This window comes from Billgrantia antri (assembly GCF_019430905.1).
GTDB lineage: Bacteria > Pseudomonadota > Gammaproteobacteria > Pseudomonadales > Halomonadaceae > Halomonas > Halomonas antri.
Map to the genome: position 1 here is coordinate 731,493 of NZ_JAHYCA010000001.1, position 21,740 is coordinate 753,232.

The 21,740-nt window shown below is 62.5% G+C and carries 22 protein-coding genes and 1 tRNA gene; 8 read left to right on the forward strand and 15 right to left on the reverse strand.

What is annotated here, in order from left to right; translation table 11 throughout:
* Positions 1-36 precede the first annotated feature (36 nt).
* Positions 37-1,593, reverse strand: a complete 1,557-nt coding sequence (locus tag KPL81_RS03355; protein ID WP_219790689.1) for a hypothetical protein — start codon at positions 1,591-1,593, stop codon at positions 37-39.
* Positions 1,594-1,830: 237 nt separating this feature from the next.
* On the reverse strand, positions 1,831-2,436 hold the full coding sequence (locus tag KPL81_RS03360; protein ID WP_219790690.1) for a hypothetical protein: 606 nt from the start codon (positions 2,434-2,436) through the stop codon (positions 1,831-1,833).
* 364 nt (positions 2,437-2,800) lie between these two features.
* On the opposite strand from KPL81_RS03360, the gene KPL81_RS20865 reads away from it, so the two are divergent.
* From KPL81_RS20865 to KPL81_RS03375, 3 genes are all read left to right on the forward strand, one after another.
* On the forward strand, positions 2,801-3,139 hold the full coding sequence (locus tag KPL81_RS20865) for a helix-turn-helix domain-containing protein (protein WP_219790691.1): 339 nt from the start codon (positions 2,801-2,803) through the stop codon (positions 3,137-3,139).
* Positions 3,140-3,165: 26 nt separating this feature from the next.
* Positions 3,166-4,005, forward strand: a complete 840-nt coding sequence (locus KPL81_RS03370) for a tyrosine-type recombinase/integrase (protein WP_219790692.1) — start codon at positions 3,166-3,168, stop codon at positions 4,003-4,005.
* Positions 4,006-4,853: 848 nt separating this feature from the next.
* Positions 4,854-5,657, forward strand: a complete 804-nt coding sequence (locus KPL81_RS03375; protein WP_219790693.1) for a hypothetical protein — start codon at positions 4,854-4,856, stop codon at positions 5,655-5,657.
* A gap of 290 nt (positions 5,658-5,947) precedes the next feature.
* Here KPL81_RS03375 and KPL81_RS03380 read toward each other — a convergent pair whose 3' ends face one another.
* The 12 genes from KPL81_RS03380 to KPL81_RS03435 form a co-directional block, all read right to left on the reverse strand.
* Positions 5,948-6,586 (reverse strand): DUF2569 family protein, encoded by a 639-nt coding sequence (locus tag KPL81_RS03380; protein WP_276314016.1) that lies wholly within the window; start codon positions 6,584-6,586, stop codon positions 5,948-5,950.
* Between the two features lie 473 nt (positions 6,587-7,059).
* A complete protein-coding gene (locus KPL81_RS03385; RefSeq protein ID WP_219790695.1) occupies positions 7,060-7,539 on the reverse strand; it encodes a hypothetical protein in 480 nt (159 codons plus the stop codon).
* 17 nt (positions 7,540-7,556) lie between these two features.
* The gene (locus tag KPL81_RS03390) at positions 7,557-7,841 is read right to left on the reverse strand and encodes an anaphase-promoting complex subunit 10 family protein (protein ID WP_219790696.1); all 285 of its coding nucleotides are present in this window, start codon (positions 7,839-7,841) and stop codon (positions 7,557-7,559) included.
* Complete coding sequence (locus tag KPL81_RS03395) at positions 7,834-8,772, reverse strand: hypothetical protein (RefSeq protein WP_219790697.1); 939 nt, start codon at positions 8,770-8,772, stop codon at positions 7,834-7,836. Before KPL81_RS03395 ends, KPL81_RS03390 begins: the two co-directional genes overlap by 8 nt.
* Positions 8,769-10,277 (reverse strand): YfjI family protein, encoded by a 1,509-nt coding sequence (locus KPL81_RS03400; protein ID WP_219790698.1) that lies wholly within the window; start codon positions 10,275-10,277, stop codon positions 8,769-8,771. The genes KPL81_RS03395 and KPL81_RS03400 overlap by 4 nt, the downstream gene beginning before the upstream one ends.
* Positions 10,274-11,233 carry a toprim domain-containing protein gene (locus tag KPL81_RS03405; protein ID WP_219790699.1) on the reverse strand — a complete coding sequence of 320 codons (960 nt, stop codon included), beginning with the start codon at positions 11,231-11,233 and terminating at the stop codon, positions 10,274-10,276. Before KPL81_RS03405 ends, KPL81_RS03400 begins: the two co-directional genes overlap by 4 nt.
* A 101-nt stretch (positions 11,234-11,334) precedes the next feature.
* Positions 11,335-11,634, reverse strand: coding sequence for a hypothetical protein (locus KPL81_RS03410; RefSeq protein ID WP_219790700.1), 300 nt, complete (start codon positions 11,632-11,634; stop codon positions 11,335-11,337).
* Positions 11,631-12,035: a hypothetical protein gene (locus KPL81_RS03415; protein ID WP_219790701.1), complete on the reverse strand. Its 405-nt coding sequence runs from the start codon at positions 12,033-12,035 to the stop codon at positions 11,631-11,633. Before KPL81_RS03415 ends, KPL81_RS03410 begins: the two co-directional genes overlap by 4 nt.
* 272 nt (positions 12,036-12,307) lie before the next feature.
* Complete coding sequence (locus KPL81_RS03420; RefSeq protein ID WP_219790702.1) at positions 12,308-12,502, reverse strand: helix-turn-helix transcriptional regulator; 195 nt, start codon at positions 12,500-12,502, stop codon at positions 12,308-12,310.
* Positions 12,503-12,608: 106 nt separating this feature from the next.
* A complete protein-coding gene (locus tag KPL81_RS03425) occupies positions 12,609-13,310 on the reverse strand; it encodes a hypothetical protein (RefSeq protein WP_219790703.1) in 702 nt (233 codons plus the stop codon).
* 107 nt (positions 13,311-13,417) lie between these two features.
* Positions 13,418-14,701: a tyrosine-type recombinase/integrase gene (locus KPL81_RS03430; protein WP_219790704.1), complete on the reverse strand. Its 1,284-nt coding sequence runs from the start codon at positions 14,699-14,701 to the stop codon at positions 13,418-13,420.
* Positions 14,702-14,802: 101 nt separating this feature from the next.
* Positions 14,803-14,889 (reverse strand) — tRNA-Leu (locus KPL81_RS03435).
* A gap of 138 nt (positions 14,890-15,027) precedes the next feature.
* On the opposite strand from KPL81_RS03435, the gene queA reads away from it, so the two are divergent.
* The 5 genes from queA to secF all read left to right on the forward strand — a co-directional run bounded on the left by queA (position 15,028) and on the right by secF (position 20,640).
* Positions 15,028-16,068, forward strand: coding sequence for a tRNA preQ1(34) S-adenosylmethionine ribosyltransferase-isomerase QueA (queA, locus tag KPL81_RS03440; RefSeq protein ID WP_219790705.1), 1,041 nt, complete (start codon positions 15,028-15,030; stop codon positions 16,066-16,068).
* Positions 16,069-16,152: 84 nt separating this feature from the next.
* Positions 16,153-17,271 carry a tRNA guanosine(34) transglycosylase Tgt gene (gene tgt, locus KPL81_RS03445; RefSeq protein WP_209478706.1) on the forward strand — a complete coding sequence of 373 codons (1,119 nt, stop codon included), beginning with the start codon at positions 16,153-16,155 and terminating at the stop codon, positions 17,269-17,271.
* A 92-nt stretch (positions 17,272-17,363) separates the two neighbouring features.
* Complete coding sequence (gene yajC, locus KPL81_RS03450) at positions 17,364-17,693, forward strand: preprotein translocase subunit YajC (RefSeq protein ID WP_197448524.1); 330 nt, start codon at positions 17,364-17,366, stop codon at positions 17,691-17,693.
* A 150-nt stretch (positions 17,694-17,843) separates the two neighbouring features.
* Entirely contained in the window at positions 17,844-19,694 is a 1,851-nt protein-coding gene (secD, locus tag KPL81_RS03455; protein ID WP_219790706.1) for a protein translocase subunit SecD, read from the forward strand.
* Between the two features lie 22 nt (positions 19,695-19,716).
* Positions 19,717-20,640 carry a protein translocase subunit SecF gene (gene secF, locus KPL81_RS03460; RefSeq protein ID WP_219790707.1) on the forward strand — a complete coding sequence of 308 codons (924 nt, stop codon included), beginning with the start codon at positions 19,717-19,719 and terminating at the stop codon, positions 20,638-20,640.
* A gap of 113 nt (positions 20,641-20,753) precedes the next feature.
* Here secF and KPL81_RS03465 read toward each other — a convergent pair whose 3' ends face one another.
* Complete coding sequence (locus KPL81_RS03465) at positions 20,754-21,548, reverse strand: inositol monophosphatase family protein (RefSeq protein ID WP_209473996.1); 795 nt, start codon at positions 21,546-21,548, stop codon at positions 20,754-20,756.
* Positions 21,549-21,740: the final 192 nt, after the last annotated feature.

A 21,740-nucleotide genomic window follows, 5' to 3' on the forward strand; every position in this document is an offset into this window, starting at 1 on the left:
ATCCTGCCTACAGGCGCGCATCACGCCTGTATCCTGCTAGATACTACTCAGAGGGGTAGTGTTCCACTGGTGGTATAACTGCGAGGGACATTTCTCAATCCTGCGATAAAAAACTCCATGCTTACCCTTTCGCACGGGCGGACCTACCCGCACACCATGCGCTTCCAACAAGGCACCACAGCTATCCAGTTTAGCTCCCAAGTGACGAGGGCTACGCGGCCAATCCTTTTCCTCAGTATGATCAGGACGGTAGTCATTTAGTCTCTCAAGAAACTGCCCTACGGGTATATCCAGGCAGTCCTCGCCGGAAGCGCCCAGAAAATCCCTGACAGCGACGGCGACAGGATGCTCAGAGAGCTCTAGTGAAAATCTTCGCTTCATGCTCGCCTGAACCTGATAATCAAAATCTTCGGCACTACAACCAAGTGCTTCTGCCACACTAATGCCAATACGGTAAAAATCAATCATACCAGCTGGGCATGATGTCGGGCTGATAGATTTCCAGTTGCCATGAACGTACCCCAACAACTTCACCAAGCTCGCAAAAGCGAAACTCGCGTGGTGACCCACTTGGTTAAAGTAATTCTCTTTGATATTTTCGATTCGAGGTAACTGAACAAGAAGGCTGCGATCTGCCAAGTCGGGCCAAGTGATAACACTTTCAGAACTGTTCAACAAAATCGGATGAGAAAGCATGACATTTGCAACTATCTCCTTCTTGGATGAGCTAATATCAGTTAATTTCCCCTCAAGCAGTGACAGGAGTGCACCCTGAACTTTTTGGCTCAGCTCATCGACCTTATCTAAGCTAATAACATTATCTCGCTTTCCAATCTCATTTACTTGCTTAAAGGTTGTGGGTGTATCAACTATCAAATATTCAAAGCTTGGATCAATTAAATCCTTCAGAATAGTTTGCAAAGTGCTTTTACCACTGCGGCGCTCCCCAACGATCTCCAGAAGAACATTATTGGCCTCAGGGTGAAGGCTGGTTACAAGCCACGCCGCCACCAATAACCGGCTATTATTAGGAACATTTAGCTTATCCAAAAGACACAACAATGGCTGGAGTTGCACTTCCCCAAAAAATGCCTGGTAGCACGGAGGCTTAGCATTATTCAAACGAATATACCCTATCGCACAGGGGATATGGTTGGGACGGAAATATCCTCCGTTTGGCTGGATTTCTATCACCCCACCAGGGGTTATCAAGAATAGCTGACCCTGATCACCACAGACCGTCAACCCTATAGCTACAAGGAGATTGGGAGTTTCGGTCGTATCCCCTTCGATAACCCCAAGCGCTTGCTCTATATCACCTTTATTAACTGAAATTCCAGAAGCGTGATATGCAATGCTCTGAACGACACTGACCAATTGCTGCGCCTCTAAGGGAGTCGCCTGCAGTGTTTTACGGTTGACCAATAATGATGTACCTCGTGGCGTGACACCTTTATAGAAACTTTCCCGCAGCAGCCCGTAAATAGCCTCTACCTTGCGATCCTTGCGATTGCGTCGAGGCAGTTGGCTACCTTGTGGCTGAAGCTGAACACAGCCAACCTGACCTGAAGATCCTATTACTTCATGAGACAAACCCTCATCTACCCTTTGTCTAGTAGATAAAGTAGTCCTACACTCACCTATTTCGGAGTTGTGATAATAAATCCCGCTAACTCTGCCCACAGCTCACCCCTCATACCGACCTCGGCCAACCATTTTAGCCTGTAACACTTAAGCCCAAGCAAAACGCTCTCTGTGCAATCAGGTTTTTCTGGCCCGGGAGATGGACCATATCGGCCATCTTAAATCAAGCACACAACATGCCCGACATCATTTTATTCGATGCTTTTCCTGCCAGTTTTTACTTTTGATGTTATCTTCCAGACTTGCGGGTATAAGCTCCTTTCCTGGCTCACCTGGAAGCAGGCTACCTTGCTGTATAGTTTCAATCCTTTCAATTGCTTGCCTATTCACTACAACAGTAAGGTCAGCAACCATCGGCACCCAGTCAACCACTACGCCTAGCTCCTTCACTTTCACCTTGAAGGTATGCCATGTATCTGAACGCATGGTGACTCCCGGCCTTTCGCCGCGGGTGACGATGGCTTTAGTCAACCCGATGCAGTCAGCAAAGTCTTGCTGGTTCATGCTAAGTGCTGCGCGGGAAATTCGCATGGCCGCTGCATCAAGCTCTCCCCCTGTCATATAGAGCCTTACGCTATCAAGCGTGCTAAATACATCCAGCTCTACTCCCCTTTGCCGCAAGACGTAAATCAACCTGACGAGGGTGTCTGCACGCATAGCCATGTCGGGCTTTTCATTGCGCGCGATAACTATTTTTGTAACCCCTAGCTCGGCCGCCAACCCACTCTGCGTCAGTTGCACCGCTGCCCTCGCCATACGAAGCCCGATGGCCAATCTCGTCGTCTCGTACATGTCGCTTGACTCCTCCGCAAAGCCCTCTATGATGTCTCAATAGTATCCGATCGATATGTTTTGTGGCAACAGTCGGAGTCAGGAGAGTCACCATGAGAGCCGAAGCATACGTCAAAACAAGCCAGCTCTACCGGAGGTACGGCCGCTCAACACGCACGCACCACCGCTGGCAGCGCTCGCTGGGCTTTCCCATGCACGCCATCCCCGGAAACCACGATGCTGAGTCACGGTGGAAAGAGAGGGTGTCCAATTCTGGGTAGTTCGCCATCCACAATTGCCCGCGTGATGTAGCAAAGATAACTAATCCCATGGCTTTGCCGTCGACAGCAACAGCAAATTAAGCAACCTAGTGAGGGGGGCACGTATGACTAAAGGGTTACTGCGCCCGGATCAGGTCGCTGAATGGTTGGGCATGAGCCCGAGCTGGGTGTACGGCAATAAGCACCGCATCGGCTTCGTCCAGATAGGCACCGCTGTGCGCTTTGAGCATAGCGCAGTAGAGAGGTACGCTGAGAGCTGCAAGCGCGGTCCTCAGCCTGAGGAACGCGACACATGGGAATCACAGTCAGATACAGGGAAAAGAGGAACCGGTGGGTGGTCACGGAAACGTACCACGGTCACCGATATCAACGAACGTTTGCGGGGAATCGAGAGGGGGAGCGACAGGCGAGGGAGTACGCAGCGAAGCGCCAGGCGGAGCTGAACGAAGCGGCTTTCCAGGGTGAGGCTATGGGGCGCCAACCGCGGCGCACCTTCATCGAGGGGCTCGAGCGATGGATCGACGAGTACGACGTGGCCAGTCAGACGAAGGCCATCCGCCCGGTGGCACGCTACATGGGCGACCGGGTACTGCTCGGAATGGACAGCGTCGACAAGGCCCGCGAGATGGCCCGAGACCTTCGCAAGCAGGGGCGTGCACAGAGCACCATCAACAACCATTTGCAGGTGGTCAAGCGGGTGCTGAACCTTGCCTATCGGGAATGGGGCTGGCTGGACCGCCCCCTGGGCGACAAGATTCGCAAGAAGATGCCCAAGAACGAACGGCATGTGTACCTGACCATCGAGCAGGTGAGCCAGCTGCTACAAGCCATCCCCGATCACTCGATTGTCGAGAAGCGGGTGATCGCCCTGGCAGCGCTCACCGGGCTGCGCCAAGGCGAGCTGCTGGCTCTGGACCCCCAGAACGTCCAAGGTGGTCGCATTCTGCTGCGACCAGACCAGACGAAGAGCGGCAAGGCCCGAGTGGTGCCGGTACCGGAGGATGCCAGGCCCTGGCTGGAAGAACTGCCCTTCGCTACGACCTATCATCGGCTGCGAACGGTGTGGGAACAGGCTCGCCAGGCCGTGGGGCGGCCCGATCTACGCTTTCACGACCTGCGCCACAGCTATGCCAGCATGCTGGCCCAGGCCGGCGAGAGCATGACCACGGTGCGCGACCTGCTGGGGCATTCCAGCCTGATTGTCACCAGCCGCTACTCGCACATGTTCGATGCGGGTCTGGACGATATCGGCTCCCGCCTGCCGAGCTTGAGCGGGGCCTTCTGCGACCAAACTGCGACCACGCACTAGAAAGAGGGAGTGTAGAAACACAAACAGCCGCTCGTAAGCGACTGTTTTCCAAGTGGTACCGGCGGTCGGACTCGAACCGACAAGGGCTTGCACCCGGCGGAGTTTGAATCCGATACAAAGACATTTAAATCAAAGGTTTATGCAATACATTTAAGAAAATACCAATACCAGTCCCAATACTTAACGTGTGCTTGGGTGATCTCGGATGCCACCTCCTGCCACGCTTGCAAGCCACTCGGAAGCGCGATGCGTTCGGTCGTGGGCTGCTCGAGCTCCTGGCTCGTCAGAAATAACGGCTCCCCCATTCCCTGCCTCGGTAGCTGCCATAAAGCCCGAAGGTAACGCCACATGTGCCACCAGCACCTGGGCGAAGTCAGTCCAAGACTTACCATCTCCCCTTCACGGGGGAGTGGTAGACTGGCACCAGTCATGCCCGTCGTGAGACGCGCTCCTCTCCTGGTCAACCTCGACCTCTCCAGGTCCGCATCTCCTAGGGCGTGCTTCATCAGCACTAAGCAAACCTTCGAGAGGATGAAGATATGGGTTGGGGCAGCGAAGCAGCAACGGAAGGACCGGGTAGCGGCTACGGGGGCGGACACAACAGCACGGATGCTGGTGGTCGCGGCGGTGGCGGCTATGACGGCGCTGTGGGCCATGGCATCGATTCCGCACACGGGGGCACCAGTACCGTCGGTCCAGATGGCAGTGTCAGTGGCTTGGGAGGGGGATCCTCAGGCAACAGCGGGACCAGTCGCGGGGACTCTCGGGCGAGTCAGGCGGGACGAGGCCTAGGCACCGATGATGGGGTTTCATCCGCCGCCATCGATGCTGCCAAAAGCGTTGCCAGCATGTCGATGGAAGCGATCACCGACGGCGCCATTGCCAGCTTCATGGACGCTCTGGAGACCGATGGCCGATATGGCACCTTTGCGGAACAGATGGATGCTCAGTTGGGTCCCGAAAACACGCCATATGGCAACACCGCCTACTCGGGCAACAACGCGATCGCCAACGCCTCTCAGGCGGCTCAAATGACACGCGACCAGCACACCCAATCACTACAGAATTCGGGCATGCTGGAAGGCATCCAGGCCAGGGCCAGGCCATCCACAATTGGGCGCGCAGCGGCCATTGCGCTCGGGATAGCGAACCCGGTCGCCGGGTTGGTTGCGGATACCTTATCTCGCTCACATGCGGCTTCGAGCACAATCAGCGGCATCAATGATGCCTTCGGCACCTCGCTTGATGACAGCTTCGGTCACAGTTTTGGCCAGCAGTCCAAGGGCGCCCTCGGCGGCTACGCGGGAAGCCGAGCTGGCGGTCTGCTTGGAGGGCGCATAGGGGCTGCCCTTGGCGGTCTGCCAGGCGCTGTTGCCGGCGCTGTGGGTGGCAGCACGCTGGGAAGCCATACAGGACGGAGCGTTGCCATGGGTGACACGACTGCAGATCCGTCTGCCACAAGCGCGGCTCCTGGCTCAGGCGTGGCTGACCCGGGTTCCCAAGCGGGATTGGGTGGCGGTGCAGGAGGCGGACTGCTCGCCAGCGGTATGAACAGCCGATCTCCCGCCCCCCGGGCAGTCGCCTCATCGCCGGTTCACGGCCCAGTCAACCTGGACAACTACGCCAGCTACGCCATTTCGTTCTTTTCCTGAGGTGCCGCAGCCCCCGTGCCAGATTCTCAGGCCGGGGGTGTCAAAAGGTCACCGATTCCCACCGTCCGGTTTTTGTGTCTGGTTTGTCCGGTTAATCCTGCCTTGAGATCTCAACAGTAGGCCCAGTGAAGCAGGAGCCAACGACTGCACCAGCATGGCCAAGGGTCTGGGTGCGAGATAATGGCAAAGGTTTGCCAGGTATCATGCTCGAGGTTATGCCTCAGAAGATCTCGCCACGAGTTGGCCCGAGGGACCTTTGGTAGCAAGGCCCTGCGCTGCAAGGGCTTGTGTCATTGACCGGCGCGTTGAGCCTCCACCTGCGCTTGTGGATACGTGTTGCGGACTCTTTGGGAGCGGCTGAGATATGAGGTCCAAACAAGGGAGAAGATCGCGCCCCCGAGGATCGCTCCAACCAGAGGGACCCCAGTCGGTCCGATGTAGTCGTACATCAGCATCTCAGCTTCATGCATCATGAACGGAATCAGGCCATTGGTTACGATTGCCGCGATGGGTCCGATTACCCACAGTATTGAGCACACCGCCTCAACGTCCCGCGCTGACTTACCATGCAGCAGACGCAGGCTGGCGTACACGCTTAGCCCAGCGGCACAGCCCACGGCCAGCCACATCCAAAGCAGATACCAATCCCAGCCTGGCGTACCGACCAGGGATGGGTGAAGGTGCTTCAGGATGGCGAGGTTGCTCAGTAATGACCCGACGCCGACCAGGGGTACCGCGACCATCAGAACGCCAACCAGCACCAGCAACCAGCCTCCAATACCAGCCGGCGATGCAGCCTGGCCCTGTATTTCCTCCGTGACAGCCTTCGCCGGAGCAGAAGGCTCCCCCTGTGGCAGCCTGCTTCCGCAAGCATGGCAGTACCTCGCGTCGAGAGTGGATACTAACTTGCTGCATTGTGGGCAAAACATATCCAAGTCCTCGTTCCCTTAGTTGTGTCGTTGTTTTTCTCGCTAAGGCTTAGGCTATCACCTCGAAGCTTTCCGAGTTCGGTTGCGGATAGCGCACACCTTGGTCAGCACCTCTGAATCGTTGCGTTGAGCCGTTGCCTTCGTTGCACTGTTGCGGGCCAGGTCGATGAAGAAAGCCAGGCGTGGAGCGGCCTCCAGGGCGGTTGTCGGTCAATGCTTGCAGCAGATGCGTCGATGAGGGTCATGGCTTACACTGTCCTCAAGCCTTCGCGCTGGTGAACCACTCCCGGGCAATTGGAGCCCTATGAGTCGTACCAGCCGGAGGTTTCTCAAAGCCCTGAGATGGCGTACCCCCACCCAGCAATTGGTGCCGGGGTGTCTGGGACCACTCGGGGCTTTGTCATTTCAGGCATGACGGCAACGAAACGCCCCCCAGCGATTGCCAGGGCCGGTGGGTGCTCGGGTTGCTCAGGTCAGTGCAGCGGGTGAACGTGGGGGGTAGTGCTCAGCTTGTCTTTCAGCCCCATGGCCTCGGCACGCGCCAGCAACTCCTCCTCGGGCACGTCCAGGGCGGCAGCGATCTTAGCCAGGCGGTAGACCGGCTCGCCCTTGTCGTTGACTCCGGAGGGCGTCAGGTCCGGCAGGCACTCGACCATGCCCTGGCGCAGCGTCTGCAGTATAGGCGCTCGCAGGAACATCGGTTGCGCCTCGTCGTGGGCCACTCGAATGATCGACTCGGTATCGTCGCGGTCGGTGCTGGCGAAGAACTTGCGGGCGGCCACGCGCTCGACGTTCTCCAGCAGTGCGGCGATATGCGGCGCCAGCGGCTTCTCCAGGCGCTCAGGCGGCATGGCCAGGCGATGGGCTGCCCATGCCTGCCCTGGGCTCAGGTGCGCGATGCCGGTGCCTTCCTGGGCGGCCTGGGCCAGTGAGTTGCGGGTGATGGTCGTCATGGTGGTGTCCTCCAGGGTCAGGCGGCAGATGGTGGCGTCGGGGTGTCGTCCTGCATCGCGGTGACGATGCCGGCCAGGTTGCGAATGCGGACCCGCACGAACCCGGCCAAAGCGCCGTGGGGCAGGTTGGCGTCGATGCGCTCCAGGGCGTCGGCCACGAAGTCCAGCGTGTGGTGGCTGGGGTTGCCGTGCTCCAGGGCAGACAGCGCCAGCTCGGCCTCGTCCACCACCTCCCGGTCGGCACGCATCGAGCGCAGGCTGGCCAGCAGGCGACTAGCCTCACGGATCGAGTCATCAAGCATCGGTCAGCACCTCCACGTCAGCATCAGGCCAACGAGCGCAGGCAGATGCCAGCGCCTCCTCCTGGGTCATCGGTCGCCCGGCAATCGCCAGGCGCCTACCGTCCACGCGAAGCGTCCAGCTCATGCGCACGCCAGCCGGCAGCGGCTCAGGTGTGCCGTTCTGCTGCTGCCGCGGGTGATGGGTCGCCTTGGCCAGCGTTGCCGCCCTAGGCGTCAGCAGTGAAGCGTTCGCGGCCCTCCTGCCTGCATTCTCCTGGCGGTGGGTCTCGGGCTCGTCGGCAGCGGCCTTCGCCCATGCCTGGGCATACCAGCGGCAGGTGGTGGCCAGCTTTGCCGGCGCCAGCCACTTCAGCCGGTCGGCCAGGTGGCGACGGTCGTCGGCATTGATCGGACAGCGGACCTCGATCCAGTCCAGCCAGTCGTCCAACGCTGCTGGTGGTGGGTCTCCCACCCTGCCCCGGATCGCCTGGGCGGCCTGCTCTCGGGCCTGCTCGATATCAGGGGTAGCCTCGAAGGCATCGTCGATCTCGGCGGCCAAGGCAGCGCGGGTGCCACGGTCCAGTGGCCCCATGGCGCGACGCATTAGGTTCTCCAGGTCAGAGCCAAGGTCTCGCCCCACCTTCTGCACCAGCACCTCGATGATGCGCTCGACCTCCTGCAAGGGGGCAGGTACCCCCTTCGGCTCGGCAGGCTCCGGCGTTACCACTGAGGCCAGCGGGCTGTCCTCGGCCACGGTCGGTGCTGGGGCCGGTGGCACTTCCTCCAGGTGCTGGGGCGCCTTGTTCAGCTTGGCCAGCCAGCGGTTGCCCGATGCGTTTTTTTCCTCAAAAGCGCCGGGTGGGGCACTGCCAAAACTGACAGAACCTCCTTTTGGCACTTTTGGCAGTTCACTACCGGGCGCATTTCCCAGTTTTTCCAGCCAGCGGTTCATGACTCCCCCTCCTTCGGCGCAAGGCTCGGATGCCAGTAGAAGACGGTCTTCGGTCGCCCGGTCTCGGCAGGCACCTCGAAGCGGCGAACATGGTGGTAGTCCTCCAGCACCTCGATGGCCTCGCGGACCTCCTCGACGCTGGCCAGGCCAGCCCAGTGCTTGCGGCGCACGTCTCGGGCCGTGAACGGCTGGGGCAGCTTGTCGCGGCGTTGGTGGATCAGGTGGGCGCCTGCAACCTGGCTGCCGGTGACGGCGCTGTACAGGCGGGCCGTGTGGCTGCGCAGGAACTCGGCCCATGCCAGGGCGCGGCAGGTGGAGGCGTGGCCGACTTCGCCCTGCTCGCCGTCCACCAGGGCGAACAGCAGCGCCAGGGCGCAGACGGTCTTGGGCATCTTCAGCAGGTGGGATTCCAGGGCGGGGGGCAGCTCGCCGCTCCGGGCTTCGGCGTGAAGCTCCTCCATCCACGTGATGAACTCGGCCTGGGCGTGATCGCTGAAACGCCAGGTCGGCGGCTCGCCGTCCTCAGTCTCGAATGACATAGCGTGGAGCGCATAGAACGCTTGCCGGTAACGGTCCTTGGCCTCAGCCGATGGTGCCCGGTCCACCCACTGCCAGTGCTTGGGCTGGTCCGGCCATACCGCCATCTGGAACCGCTGAATCAGGCCGTCATCGTCAGTGCCCTTGGCCACGCCTCGCACTAGCGGGGCAATCTTCGCCGGCTGGATGCCGCCGATGATGGACAGGTTGCAGTTCTCGATGGCGATAGTGCCGCGCCCGATGCGGTCATAGGTGTAGCGTCCATCGCCGTTGAAGCACTCCAGATAGAACGCTCGGTCAGCGGCGTGCTCCTCCTGCTGCATCTTGGCCAGCCAGCCGGACATCTCATCGCGCACCAGCGTCAGGCCGTTGGGGTTCTCGTTCAGCCGCTCGCCCAGCGCCTCGACGCTGGCGTCATTCACGGTCAGGCGCGGCGGCGACTCGGGTGGTTCCTCCAGGCTGGCCACTTTCTCCAGCTCAGCACGGGCGCCGTCACGGTCGCCCTTCTCCGCTTTCTGCTTCGCCCGCTTCTTCGCAGCCTGGCGTTCCATCTCAACAATCTCAGCATCGTTGGTGTGCTGGGCCAGCGCCGACTCATGGGATTGGCGTAGATCAGCCTCGATGGCATCCAGGGGGAAGCGCATTGCCTTGAGGGTGGGCGACTTCATAGAAGATGGCCCTCCAATGAGTGCACCCCATAGGTTCGGCGTGACGGTCCAATCGTCGTAACGCTTCGGGCGCATCAGCACCTTGCGGCCTACCACGCCGGCCAGGCCGACCAGGGCCACCACGGCGCAATATTCCGGGGCCGACTGCTGGCGCTGGGCCACGTCCATGACATAGGCACGGATTGCCTCGGGCAGCATCTCTGGGCTAAACGGCTCTACGGGAGGCAGGCTTGTCGGCAACTCTCTGGGCCTTTCGAGAGTTGCGGTGGTGTCGTGCAGCTGGGTAAGGATGGAAGTCATGCGGCAGCCTCCTTGCGGCCTTCACAGGCGGCGAGGTCATTGAAGTCGGAACAAGCGCAGTCCTCGCAGGGGAAGCGAGGCCAGGTGATGTCGGCACCGATGATCTCGGCGGCGTGGCGGCCGTACGTCAGGCCAGGATTACCAGGGGTGCGCCGATCGTTGTCGGCGGCGATGGTGATGCCGATATGGGCGGCCAAGTTGCGGCGCAGGGTGCGGGCCACGGGCTCCAGGTTGTTGGCGGCCATGGTCGCCACTACCGGGCAGCCGCTCGCCTCATGGATCGTCGCCGCTGTCGCCCATCCCTCGGTGACATAGACGTGCCCAGCGCCAGCCAGGTGGCCCACCAGGGAAGCGGCGCCCTTGATCCTGCCCCGCTTGAGGAACCGCTTTGTGCCGTCCGCTCGGATGCGCTGGAGGTTCACCAGCTCGCCTTCGGCGTGCAGGGGCACCAGTAACACGTCTCCCTGCTGGCGCAGGTTGTGAGGCTGTACCACCTTGGCGGCCAGATAGGGGTGACGATGGTCAGCCGGTCCGGCAGCGGCCCACTCCTGGCGGGCCTGCTGGGCGGCCTGGGCCTGCTCCTGCTGGCGCCTGGCCTCTCGCTCGCGTCGCGCCTTCGCGGCAGCCTGGCGGGCCTGCTCGGCGGCGATGGGGTCATGCTCGCCGGCCAGAGTGACAGTCTGCTGCTCGCCGGTGTGCCAGAAGCCGAACACTGCCACCTCCAGGGTTGGGCAGATATACCAGCCGGCCAGGTTGCCCCGGCGCTTGTCCGGGGCATCGAATCGGTGAACGTCTCCATCGGTGCGGATCGCCAGGCTTGCCACGCCGCGGGTGGCCAGGGCATCGGCCAGTGCGGCCTCGATGGTGGTATGCTTGTTGTGCGCTGGGTGTGGCGCATCGTATCGGGTCCGGCTTCCCATTACTGGGGACCGGGCCTTTCTCGTTTCGGTCTGCATGAATCACTGCTCCTTCGCCTCACGGCGGTGGTAGTGAACGGGCTGGCGCTTGGGTCGGAGCATACTGGTCAGCCAGTTCAGCGCGTCTATGGAGGTGCGCGCTAGCTTGTACATGTCGCACCTCCGTGCCGTCTCTGCCGATCGCGGATCTGCTGGTAATACTCACGCAGTGCGGCGGCGGCCTTTTCGGCGGTATCAGAGCAATAGCCACCAGGAACAGGAAATGCCTCGCCCTCAGCAACGCAGGCCATGAATCGCTTTTTGGGCTCGTTCATCGGAATGTGGAGCACGATGAAGCACGGTTCTGGCGCCTGCTCGAGAGCAGCCATCCAGTTATCGGCCTCAATATGGTGGAGTTCGTTTGATTCGAGGGAGGCGCACGTCCAGATGCACTGGCTCATGACTCCACCTCCCGGCTACGCTCGGCCCCGTCAAGAAAGGCGACCACAGTGGCGAGGCCACGGCTAAGGTCCACATCGGTAACGATGAAGGGGGAGTCAGGATCGAAGGCCAGGTCATACTTGCCGGGCTCGAAGATCTCGACCAGGCAAGCGTCGGCCCTGCCAGTGCGCTTCACAGCCTGCTGCCAGGTCTCGGCGCGAACCTCCAGGCGCTCCCCGGTGCGAGCCAGGTAGATCGTGAAGGTGGGCAAACTGGCCTGGGCCTCTAGGCGGCAGGCTTTCTCAGTATGGTGGTTGTAACGCTTCAGGCGGGTGCTGGCGCTGGAATCAGCGAACAGCGCAGCGCGGGCCATTGCCCGGTGGGCGGCGGCGCGTGCAGACGGATTGCGGGTAGGGAACATAGGTGAAGCTCCTAGAGTTAAGGAGCCGTCCCCGGATGCGGCCAAACATCGGATGGGGGCGACTGTACGCAGGTTGGCCGACCGGGACTCTAGGAACCCGGCACACCCGAAGGTGTCCCGCGCACAGCCGCCATTGCGCATGGCAGGCACAAAAAAAGCGCCTGTCATGGTGGTGGCGCTGGTGCGCCTAGAGTCGTTCGACCGGCCAAGGTCGGCTGCTGAATTTGCAGCAGCCCCCAGAGCATAGCGATACGGGATGACAGGGGCAAGCATCAGGCGGCCTCCCGCTTATCTTCCCATTGCTCCAAGTCTGCCAGGCGCCATCTGGTGCAGTTGTCACCCAGCTTCTTCGGCTTCGGGAAGTCTTCTCGGTCGCGTGCCCAGCGCCAGATGGTGGCGATGCCTACTTCATAGCGGGTGGCGACTTGCTTGGCGGTGAGCCAGGGGCGGATAGCCTCGGGTGTCATGCGTTGATACCTCTCGGTATGGGATTGCACGACCAAGACTAGGAGGAGGGACGCGCCCCAAAAAGGGGCGCGTGTACGGAAAAGGGGGTTTCTTGTGCCCGGGGGGTTATTTTCTGGATGGGCGCCCTGGCCTTGTGGCGTAATCAGGTGCCACAGGGCGAATGGCCTTACGGATTTTCTCAAGGGACTTGGGCCACTTCCTGACAGACTCATCGCGCATGGATTCTCTCTCCCTGGCCTCCTCATTCACCAAGCGCTGAACTTTGGCCGCGACTTCGCCGATAAGAAGCTCCCTGGCGTGGTCCTGCTCCCATATCTCGCTGGCGCGATCCCTCATCCACTGGCGCCCGCGTTCGCGCTCTGCCTCAACGCTCGATGGCCCTACCTGCCGGCGAATGTCTGCGATTGCGTGCTTTATAAGTTCTCGGTGCTCGTGACGCCGTGGCATAGTCAACTTGCCGTAGATGTAGGCCAACAGAATAGCCTTGAGCCCAACGCTGTCAGGTTGGAAATCATCTGCTGACGCCTGATCGAGCACATCTTCAGCCAGCTCAATTGCAAAGTCGGCGCCCAGACTTGTAGCCGTTGGCTTGGCATTGAGAGGCGTGGCCATTTGCTGCATCTCGGCCAGCATTTGTTCCATCAGTGCCTTGCCATCGAGGCTGGCACCGTCGTCGTCGTACAGCTCGAGGTGGTCAGCCATCAGCTTCGGTGGGGGGTTCTCCATCGCGCCAGCAATCAACCCTCTACCTCGGCGCTGGGCATGGGCCGGTATGTCGAGCCCGAACCGCTGCTCCTCGTCAGACATCGCGCTACTCCTCGCGCACTCCAGATGGGGAAGGCTGGCGGGCATGGTGGAGTCGCCATGCATTCGGGTGATCGGCCCTAGCCAGCCAACAGGGGCGGTGGCGCCAGCTACTTGTCGGCCACCTTGTTCTCTCGGATCGCCGTCACCTTGCCGCTGGCGCTGACAGGGGTAGCCAGGAAAGTCGCCCATTGCTCCATCACGCGGGCACGCTTGGCCATCAGGTCGCCGCGCCGATAGGCGGCCTCGGCTTGGTTGCCAATGGCGTGCGCCAGGATCATCTCGGCAACATCATGCGGGGTCGCGGTGCGCTCACTCAGCCAGTCGCGCAGGGTGGACCTGAAGCCGTGAACGGTCGCCCGTTCTTTCTCGCCCATGGCGGCCAGTAGGTCAGTCATCGACCGGTCGCTCAGCTTACGGCCAGGGCCGCGTGTGAACACCAGCCCTTCCACGGCCTGAGGCAGTGATCGCAGCAGCTCGACAGCGGCAGGTGCCAGCGGGACACGATGCTCACGCCGGCCCTTCATGCGCTCAGGCGGGATGGTCCAGGTGGCGTTGGCCAAGTCGATCTCCTCCCAGCGGGCGCCCAGCACCTCGCCGGACCGGCAGCCTGTCAGGATCGTGAACGCCAGCGCTTGGGCGGGAGTGTCGTCACGCTCTCGCAGCCGTGCCCAGAACTCGGGCATGGCGTCGATGGGCGTGGCGCGATGGTGGACCTTCTTCTGAATCTTGCCCGGTGCCGGCAGCACGGCATCTAAGTTGCCTTTCCAAGCTGCAGGGTTGGGGCCGGCGCGATGGCCGTGGGCAGTCGCCCATGCCAGCACGGATTCGATCCGCTGGCGCACGCGGGTGGCGGTGGTGGGTTTGCTCTGCCAGATAGTCTCGAGCGCCTGCTTAACGTGGACCAGCTCAATATCGCTCACTGCCATGGTGCCAAGCTCGGGAACTGCATAGGTGGCCAGCGAGGTTTCCCATTGGCGGGCATGCTTGGCATTGCTGGCCTCGGCCTGCTTGATCTTCACCACGGCTTCAACCGCCTGGGCGAAGGACAGCCGGCGCAGCTCAGCGGCTCGGCGTGCCTGCTTGGCGGCCTTCTTCTCGGTCAGAGGGTCGATGCCCTCTGCCAGCTTCTCGCGGATCGCCTCGGCCTTCTTGCGGGCGGTAGCCAGGCTGGTATTGGGAAAACTGCCCAGCCCAATATCGCGGTAGACGAAGAACGGCTTACCGTTGGCAGACTCCCGCTTCTCTCCGGTGGGGTAGCGTAGCACCCACGACCTGCTGCCAGCCTGAGTTACGCGCAGGAATAGGCCATCGGCACCACCCACAGCGTGGCGGCCTGGACTGGTGAGGCGTCTCACCTCAAGGGCGGATAGCTCGCGGGCTTTTCTCGGCATATCGACTTGTCCCAATATCTGTCCCAATAAGGAACTGTCATTGGAAGATATGCCTTGATAGCAGGTGATGCAAGGAAGTGCAGGTAAGCTGCTGTTTTAAGTGGTACCGGCGGTCGGACTCGAACCGACAAGGGCTTGCACCCGGCGGATTTTGAATCCGCTGCGTCTACCAATTCCGCCACGCCGGCAGCGCCGAGCATTATACGTGGCCGGTGCGGCAGGTCAATCGCCAGGCCTGACGCAGGCGACGATTTTCGGTATCCTTGCCGGCTGTTTGCGGCTGCCCGGCAGCCGCCCGTATCGACCTATTCGCGGACCCGACCTGCATGCAGCGCGCCGACTTCCACTATGAGCTTCCCGAGGAGCTGATCGCCCGCTACCCCTCCGAGCGGCGCAGCGACTGTCGCCTGCTGTGCGTGAACGGCGAGAGTGGCGAGCTGGCCCATCGCCGCTTCACCGACTTGGTGGAACTGCTCGAGCCCGGCGACCTGCTGGTATTCAACGACACCCGGGTGATCCCGGCGCGACTGCACGGCCACAAGGCCAGCGGCGGCAAGGTGGAGATGCTGCTGGAGCGCCCGCTGGACGCCCACCGCGGCCTGGCCCATCTTCGCTCCAGCAAGTCGCCCAAGCCCGGCACCGAGCTGATCTTCGAAGGCGACGTTCGCGCCGTGGTCGAGGGCCGCCGCGAGGCGCTGTTCGAACTGCGCTTCCTCGGCGAGACGCCGCTGATCGAACTGCTGGAGCGTCACGGCCACATGCCGCTGCCGCCCTATATCGACCGCGCCGACGAGCTCGCCGACCGCGACCGCTACCAGACCGTCTATGCCCGTCGCGACGGCGCCGTGGCGGCTCCCACCGCCGGTCTGCACTTCGACGAGCCGCTGCTGGAGCGCCTGGCGGCGATGGGCGTCGAAAGTGCCTTCGTCACCCTGCACGTGGGCGCCGGCACCTTCCAGCCGGTGCGTGCCGACGACATTCGCGAACACCAGATGCACAGCGAGTGGATCGAAGTGACCGAGGCGGCCTGTGCCAAGGTGCGCGCCGCCCAGGCGGCAGGTCGCCGGGTGATCGCGGTGGGCACCACCAGCGTGCGCTGCCTGGAGAGCGCCTGTGCCAAGAGCGCCGACGGCAGCATCGCACCCTACAGCGGCGAGACCGACATCTATATCTATCCCGGCTACGAGTGGCACTGCGTGGACGGCCTGATCACCAACTTCCACCTGCCCGAGTCGACCCTGCTGATGCTGGTCGCCTCGTTCGCCGGCTACGAGACGATCATGGCGGCCTATCGTGAAGCGGTAGCCGAACGCTATGCCTTCTTCAGCTATGGCGACGCCATGCTGTTGACCCGCAAGCGCTGCTGACCCAAAAGAACTGCTGACCCGCGAGACGTCCGCCGTCGCGACGCCTTGCCGAAAGAAGAGAGTTTCATGCGCAACGAATGCTTCATGTCCTTCGAGCGGCTGGCCAGCGATGGCCGGGCGCGCCGCGGCCGCCTCACCTTCCCCCGGGGCACCGTGGAGACGCCGGCCTTCATGCCGGTTGGCACCTACGGCACGGTCAAGGGCATGACGCCCGCTTCAGTGGAAGAAATCGGCGCCGAGATCATCCTTGGCAATACTTTTCACCTCTGGCTGCGCCCAGGTACCGAAGTGATCGAGGCTCACGGCGACCTGCACGACTTCGCCCAGTGGCACAAGCCGATCCTCACCGATTCCGGCGGCTTCCAGGTCTTCTCGCTGGGCGAGATGCGCAAGATCACCGAGGAGGGTGTGCATTTCCGCTCGCCGGTGGATGGCGCCAAGGTATTCATGGGCCCCGAGGAGTCGATGGCCGTGCAGCGCTCGCTGGGCTCCGACGTGGTGATGATCTTCGACGAATGCACGCCCTACCCGGCCACAGAAAAGGAGGCCGAGTTCTCCATGGAGCGTTCGCTGCGCTGGGCCAAGCGCTCACGCGAGGCTCACGGCAGCTCGCCCTCGGCACTGTTCGGCATCATCCAGGGCGGCATGTATCCCGAGCTGCGTCGTCGTTCGCTGGAGGGCCTGCTGGAGATCGGCTTCGACGGTCTGGCCATCGGCGGTCTCTCCGTGGGCGAACCCAAGGAGGAGATGATCAAGGTGCTCGACTACCTGCCGACCTGGATGCCCGAGGACAAGCCGCGCTACCTGATGGGGGTGGGCAAGCCCGAAGACCTGGTCGAGGGCGTGCGCCGCGGCGTCGACATGTTCGACTGCGTGATGCCCACGCGCAACGCCCGCAACGGCCACCTCTTCACCGCCGAGGGAACGATCAAGATCCGCAACGCCAAGCATCGCCACGACACCCGCCCGCTGGAAGACGACTGCGACTGCTACACCTGTCAGCACTTCTCCCGCGGCTACCTGCACCACCTGGATCGCTGCGGCGAAATGCTCGGCTCGATGCTCAATACGATCCACAACTTGCGTTATTATCAGCGCCTGATGGCCGGTTTGCGCGGTGCCATCGAAGCGGGTACATTGGCTGACTTCGTGGCAGGCTACTATGCGCAGCGGGGGCTGCCGGTACCTGACGCGCCCGATTGACAGCCGGCCGGTGGTAGCAGGCCAAGCGCCACCGGCCGTCAACGACTAGCTCATTCGCGACCCAACTTACCTTCTCAGGAGAGACGCTTCTCATGCTGGATTTCTTCATCTCCCCGGCCATGGCCCAGGACGCCGGCGCCGCGGGCGGCGGCATCGCCCAGATCGTCATGCTGGTCGGCTTCGTGCTGATCTTCTATTTCCTGCTGTGGCGCCCCCAGTCCAAGCGCGCCAAGCAGCACCGCGAGCTGGTCGGTGGCCTGTCCAAGGGCGACGAGGTGGTGATCGGCGGCGGCCTGGTGGGTCGCATCACCAAGGTGGGAGACGAGTTCCTCACCCTGGAAATCGCCGACAATACCGAAGTCAACGTACAGAAGAACGCCGTGGCCAACGTGCTGCCCAAGGGCACCATCAAGTCTATCTGACGTCGATGCTCCTCGCCCTTGCCGGCGGCTCTTCTCCGGGCCGGGTAACGGCGAGGGTCGCATGGCGGCCAGGCCCCTTTCCCCACGGATAGGGCGCTTGTCCGCACTGCCGTCCCGTAGCCTTCTTTACGCAACCTAGGCAGGGCTCCCATGCTCAACCGTTATCCCCTGTGGAAGTATCTGCTGATACTCATCGTGCTGCTCGTCGGCCTGCTCTACTCGCTGCCCAATCTCTACCCCGAAGACCCGGCGGTTCAGATCAGCAGCGACCAGGGCGACTCCACCCTCGATGAGACACAGCTCGAGCGCGTCCAGCAGTCCCTTCGCGACGCCGGCATCGAGATCAAGGCCATCGAGCGCGATACGACCAGCGTGCTGATTCGCCTCGACGACCCCGACCACCAGCTGCGCACCCGCGATCTGGTCGCCGAGCAGCTCGGCGACGATTTCGTCGTCGCGCTCAACCTTGCCGAATCCACCCCCGCCTGGCTGCAGAGCCTGGCCGCCTCGCCCATGACCCTGGGCCTGGACCTGCGCGGTGGCGTGCACTTCCTGCTCGAAGTGGACATGGAGGCTGCCGTCCAGCAGCGCCTCGAGGTCAATGCCAGCGCCATGCGCGAGCAGCTGCGCAGCGAGCGCCTCCGCTACCGGGGCACCGACATCGATGACCGCACGCTGACCATCACCTTCGCCAGCGAAGAGGATCGCGACAGCGCGCGCCGGCTGATCAGTCGCGAGTTCCGCGACTTCGAATACCGCAGCGAGCAGGATGGCCGTGCCTCGCTGCTGGTGATGACGCTGACCGAGCAGGCGGTGGCCGAAATTCAGGACTACGCCATCAACCAGAACCTCACGACCCTGCGCAACCGGGTCAACGAGCTGGGCGTGGCGGAACCGCTGGTGCAACGTCAGGGCCCCGATCGCATCGTGGTCGAGCTGCCCGGCGTGCAGGACACCGTGGCCGCCAAGCGTGTGGTGGGCGCCACCGCCAACCTAGAGTTCCGCCTCGAGGCGCGCCCGGATACCCCGGACGCCGAGACCGAGACGTTCACCTTCCGCAACGACCCCAACCGCACCGCCGACCTGATGCGCGACGTCATCATCACCGGTGACAGCGTCTCCAGCGCCAGCCGCAGCTTCGACGAGAACGGCCGCCCGCAGGTCAACATCAACCTGGACGGCACCGGCGGCACGCTGATGAACCGCGCCACGCGCACCAACATCGGGCGCAACATGGCGGTGCTGTTCATCGAGCACAAGACCCGCGACCGCACGGTGATGGAGAACGGCGAGGAAGTCACGGTTCGCGAACCCTACACCGAACGCGGCCTGATCAGCCTGGCCACCATCCAGAGCGCCCTGGGCAACAGCTTCCGCATCACCGGGCTCGATTCGCCCACCGAGGCGGCGGAGCTCGCCCTGCTGCTGCGCTCCGGCTCGCTGGCCGCCCCCATCTACTTCGTCCAGGAGCGCACCATCGGCCCGAGCCTCGGCGCCGAGAACATCGAGCGCGGCCTGATGTCGGTGCAGATCGGCCTGCTGCTGGTGGTGCTGTTCATGTTGATCCGCTACCGGGTATTCGGCGTCTTCGCCAACGTCGCCCTGGCACTGAACCTGACCCTGCTGGTGGCCGCCATGTCGCTGCTCGGCGCCACCCTGACGCTGCCCGGCATCGCCGGCATCGTGCTGACGCTGGGCATGGCGGTGGACGCCAACGTGCTGATCTTCGAGCGCATACGCGAGGAGCTGCGCAGCGGCCTCTCGGTGCAGCAGGCGATCCATGCCGGCTACGAACGCGCCTTCAGCTCGATCGTCGATGCCAACATCACCACCCTGCTGGTGGCGGTCATTCTGTTCTCGATCGGTACCGGCCCGGTCAAGGGCTTCGCCGTGACCCTGTCGCTGGGGATCCTCACCTCGCTGTTCACCGCCCTGATGGTGACGCGTGCGATGGTGAACCTGACCTACGGCGGCAAGCCGGTCAAGAAGCTCTGGATCTAAGGCTCACCAACTTGAGGTGGTTATGAAGACCCTCGTCAACCGACAGTTCGACTTCATGGGCAAGCGCCGGATCGCCTTTGCGCTCTCCGGCCTGATGATCCTGGTGTCGATCGCCGCGCTGCTATTCCAGCAGCTCAATCTGGGCCTCGATTTCACCGGCGGCACCCTGGTCGAGGTCCGCTACGCCGCGGCGCCCTCGCTGGATGCGGTACGCCAAACCCTCGAGGCCGCCGAGTTCCGTGACGTCTCGGTGCAGACCTTCGGCGCCTCCAATGAGGTACTGATCCGACTGCAACAGGCCTTCGACGCCGATGTCGGCGACCGCGTGGTCCAACTGCTGCGTGCGCAAGGCGATAGCGTGGAGCTGGTGCGTGCCGAGTTCGTCGGCGCCCAGGTCGGCGAACAGCTGCGCGACCAGAGCGGCCTGGGACTTCTGGTGGCCCTAGGCATCGTGATGCTCTACGTCGCCTTCCGCTTCCAGTACAAGTTCGCCATCGGCGCGCTGCTGGCGTTGATGCACGATGTGATCATCGTGGTCGGCGTCTTCGCGCTGTTCCAGCTCGAGTTCGACCTGACCGTACTGGCGGCCCTGCTGGCGGTAATCGGCTACTCGCTCAACGACACCATCGTCGTCTACGATCGCATCCGCGAGTCGATCCGCACCTCGCGCATCGACGACATGCCGGCGATCTTCAACGAGGCGATCAACCTCACCCTGTCACGCACGCTGGCAACCTCCGGCACCACCCTGCTGGTGCTGCTGGCACTGCTGATCCTCGGCGGCGACATGATCCGCTACTTCTCGATCGCCCTGATTCTCGGCATCGTGGTGGGCACCTTCTCCTCCATCTATGTGGCCTCGGCCCTGTTGCTCACCGTGCACTTGGAGCGCAAGGATCTGATTCCACCCAAGAAGGAAATGGACGAGGAGGAGCAGCTTCCCTAGGCAGGCCCCATGACTTGTCGCGCCCCGATGCCTTTTCGGCATCAGGAGCACGCAACGCAAACCGCCCCCGCAGCAGCGCTGCGGGGGCGGTGTCGTTTCAGGGCGACCGAGGCCTAGAAGTGCGGCTTGAGCTGCTGCACCAATGCCTTGTACAGGCGCGGCCCGGCGGCCATCAGTTGCCCCTCGGTCTCCAGGCTGGGCTGACCGTCGGGCGTGCCCATCAGGGCACCGGCCTCCTTGAGCAACAGGCTGCCGACCAGGCGGTCCTGCTCCTCCAGCCCCAGCACGAAGGCGGCGTCGACACGGCCTGCGGCCAGCTCGGCCATGTCGAGCAGGCCGCTGCCGCTGGCCACCTGGGTCTCGACCTGGGGGGCCAACTGCTGGATCAGAGTCAGGTAGGCGGGCAGATGGCGGGAGCGCTGCCAGCTCTCGGGCAGGCTCATGGCCACCCGGGTGCCGGGAATGGCGCTGGCCTTCGGCACGCGGATTCGTTTGCCGTTGTGCTGCGCACCACGACCGCGACTGGCCAGGTATTCGTTGTCACTGAAGGGGCAGATCACCACCGCATGCTCCGGACGTCCCTTCACCAGGCACAGCACCGACAAGGCGAAGCCGCTGCCGGCGACCTCCAGGCTGGAGTAGCCATGAAAAGGCTCGATGCGCCATTCGACATCGCGTCCTTCGCCTTCCCCGGCGCGGTGGGGCGTGAAGCGACCGGCGACCCCGTGCTGGGGATAGCCGCGGTTGAGCTGACGCACGATCAGCGTTTCGGCATTGCGGGCAGTGTCCTCGAGCAATCGCTCGAGGTTGTGTTCCTCGTGAGCGTTCTCGATGCGCTCACGGATGCGCAGGAACTGTTCGGCGGCGCTGCGCGTGGCACGCAGGGCGAATTGGACCATCGGATGCATGATCGGGCCTTGGAGCGTCGGTGATGTTAAAGAACGGACAGGTTCGAGCGCGAAATCGGATCGAACGCGGCGTGCGCGGTCGCACGCATGGCGCGCATCCTAGCAGAATCGCGCCACCGGCGCCATTGCCGCGCCTCGACATGGTAGACTCCCCCCGACCATCCCCGGACCACGTCAACGGCAGAGGCAGTT

What these genes read in the sequence shown, in the direction of transcription:
- KPL81_RS03360 (WP_219790690.1), bottom strand. Translation starts at nt 2,436, where the DNA reads ATGTACGAGACGACGAGATTGGCCATCGGGCTTCGTATGGCGAGGGCA.
- KPL81_RS20865 (WP_219790691.1), top strand. Translation starts at nt 2,801, where the DNA reads ATGACTAAAGGGTTACTGCGCCCGGATCAGGTCGCTGAATGGTTGGGC.
- KPL81_RS03370 (WP_219790692.1), top strand. Translation starts at nt 3,166, where the DNA reads ATGGGGCGCCAACCGCGGCGCACCTTCATCGAGGGGCTCGAGCGATGG.
- KPL81_RS03375 (WP_219790693.1), top strand. Translation starts at nt 4,854, where the DNA reads ATGTCGATGGAAGCGATCACCGACGGCGCCATTGCCAGCTTCATGGAC.
- KPL81_RS03380 (WP_276314016.1), bottom strand. Translation starts at nt 6,586, where the DNA reads ATGTTTTGCCCACAATGCAGCAAGTTAGTATCCACTCTCGACGCGAGG.
- KPL81_RS03385 (WP_219790695.1), bottom strand. Translation starts at nt 7,539, where the DNA reads ATGACGACCATCACCCGCAACTCACTGGCCCAGGCCGCCCAGGAAGGC.
- KPL81_RS03390 (WP_219790696.1), bottom strand. Translation starts at nt 7,841, where the DNA reads ATGCTTGATGACTCGATCCGTGAGGCTAGTCGCCTGCTGGCCAGCCTG.
- KPL81_RS03395 (WP_219790697.1), bottom strand. Translation starts at nt 8,772, where the DNA reads ATGAACCGCTGGCTGGAAAAACTGGGAAATGCGCCCGGTAGTGAACTG.
- KPL81_RS03400 (WP_219790698.1), bottom strand. Translation starts at nt 10,277, where the DNA reads ATGACTTCCATCCTTACCCAGCTGCACGACACCACCGCAACTCTCGAA.
- KPL81_RS03405 (WP_219790699.1), bottom strand. Translation starts at nt 11,233, where the DNA reads ATGCAGACCGAAACGAGAAAGGCCCGGTCCCCAGTAATGGGAAGCCGG.
- KPL81_RS03410 (WP_219790700.1), bottom strand. Translation starts at nt 11,634, where the DNA reads ATGAGCCAGTGCATCTGGACGTGCGCCTCCCTCGAATCAAACGAACTC.
- KPL81_RS03415 (WP_219790701.1), bottom strand. Translation starts at nt 12,035, where the DNA reads ATGTTCCCTACCCGCAATCCGTCTGCACGCGCCGCCGCCCACCGGGCA.
- KPL81_RS03420 (WP_219790702.1), bottom strand. Translation starts at nt 12,502, where the DNA reads ATGACACCCGAGGCTATCCGCCCCTGGCTCACCGCCAAGCAAGTCGCC.
- KPL81_RS03425 (WP_219790703.1), bottom strand. Translation starts at nt 13,310, where the DNA reads ATGTCTGACGAGGAGCAGCGGTTCGGGCTCGACATACCGGCCCATGCC.
- KPL81_RS03430 (WP_219790704.1), bottom strand. Translation starts at nt 14,701, where the DNA reads ATGCCGAGAAAAGCCCGCGAGCTATCCGCCCTTGAGGTGAGACGCCTC.
- queA (WP_219790705.1), top strand. Translation starts at nt 15,028, where the DNA reads ATGCAGCGCGCCGACTTCCACTATGAGCTTCCCGAGGAGCTGATCGCC.
- tgt (WP_209478706.1), top strand. Translation starts at nt 16,153, where the DNA reads ATGTCCTTCGAGCGGCTGGCCAGCGATGGCCGGGCGCGCCGCGGCCGC.
- yajC (WP_197448524.1), top strand. Translation starts at nt 17,364, where the DNA reads ATGCTGGATTTCTTCATCTCCCCGGCCATGGCCCAGGACGCCGGCGCC.
- secD (WP_219790706.1), top strand. Translation starts at nt 17,844, where the DNA reads ATGCTCAACCGTTATCCCCTGTGGAAGTATCTGCTGATACTCATCGTG.
- secF (WP_219790707.1), top strand. Translation starts at nt 19,717, where the DNA reads ATGAAGACCCTCGTCAACCGACAGTTCGACTTCATGGGCAAGCGCCGG.
- KPL81_RS03465 (WP_209473996.1), bottom strand. Translation starts at nt 21,548, where the DNA reads ATGCATCCGATGGTCCAATTCGCCCTGCGTGCCACGCGCAGCGCCGCC.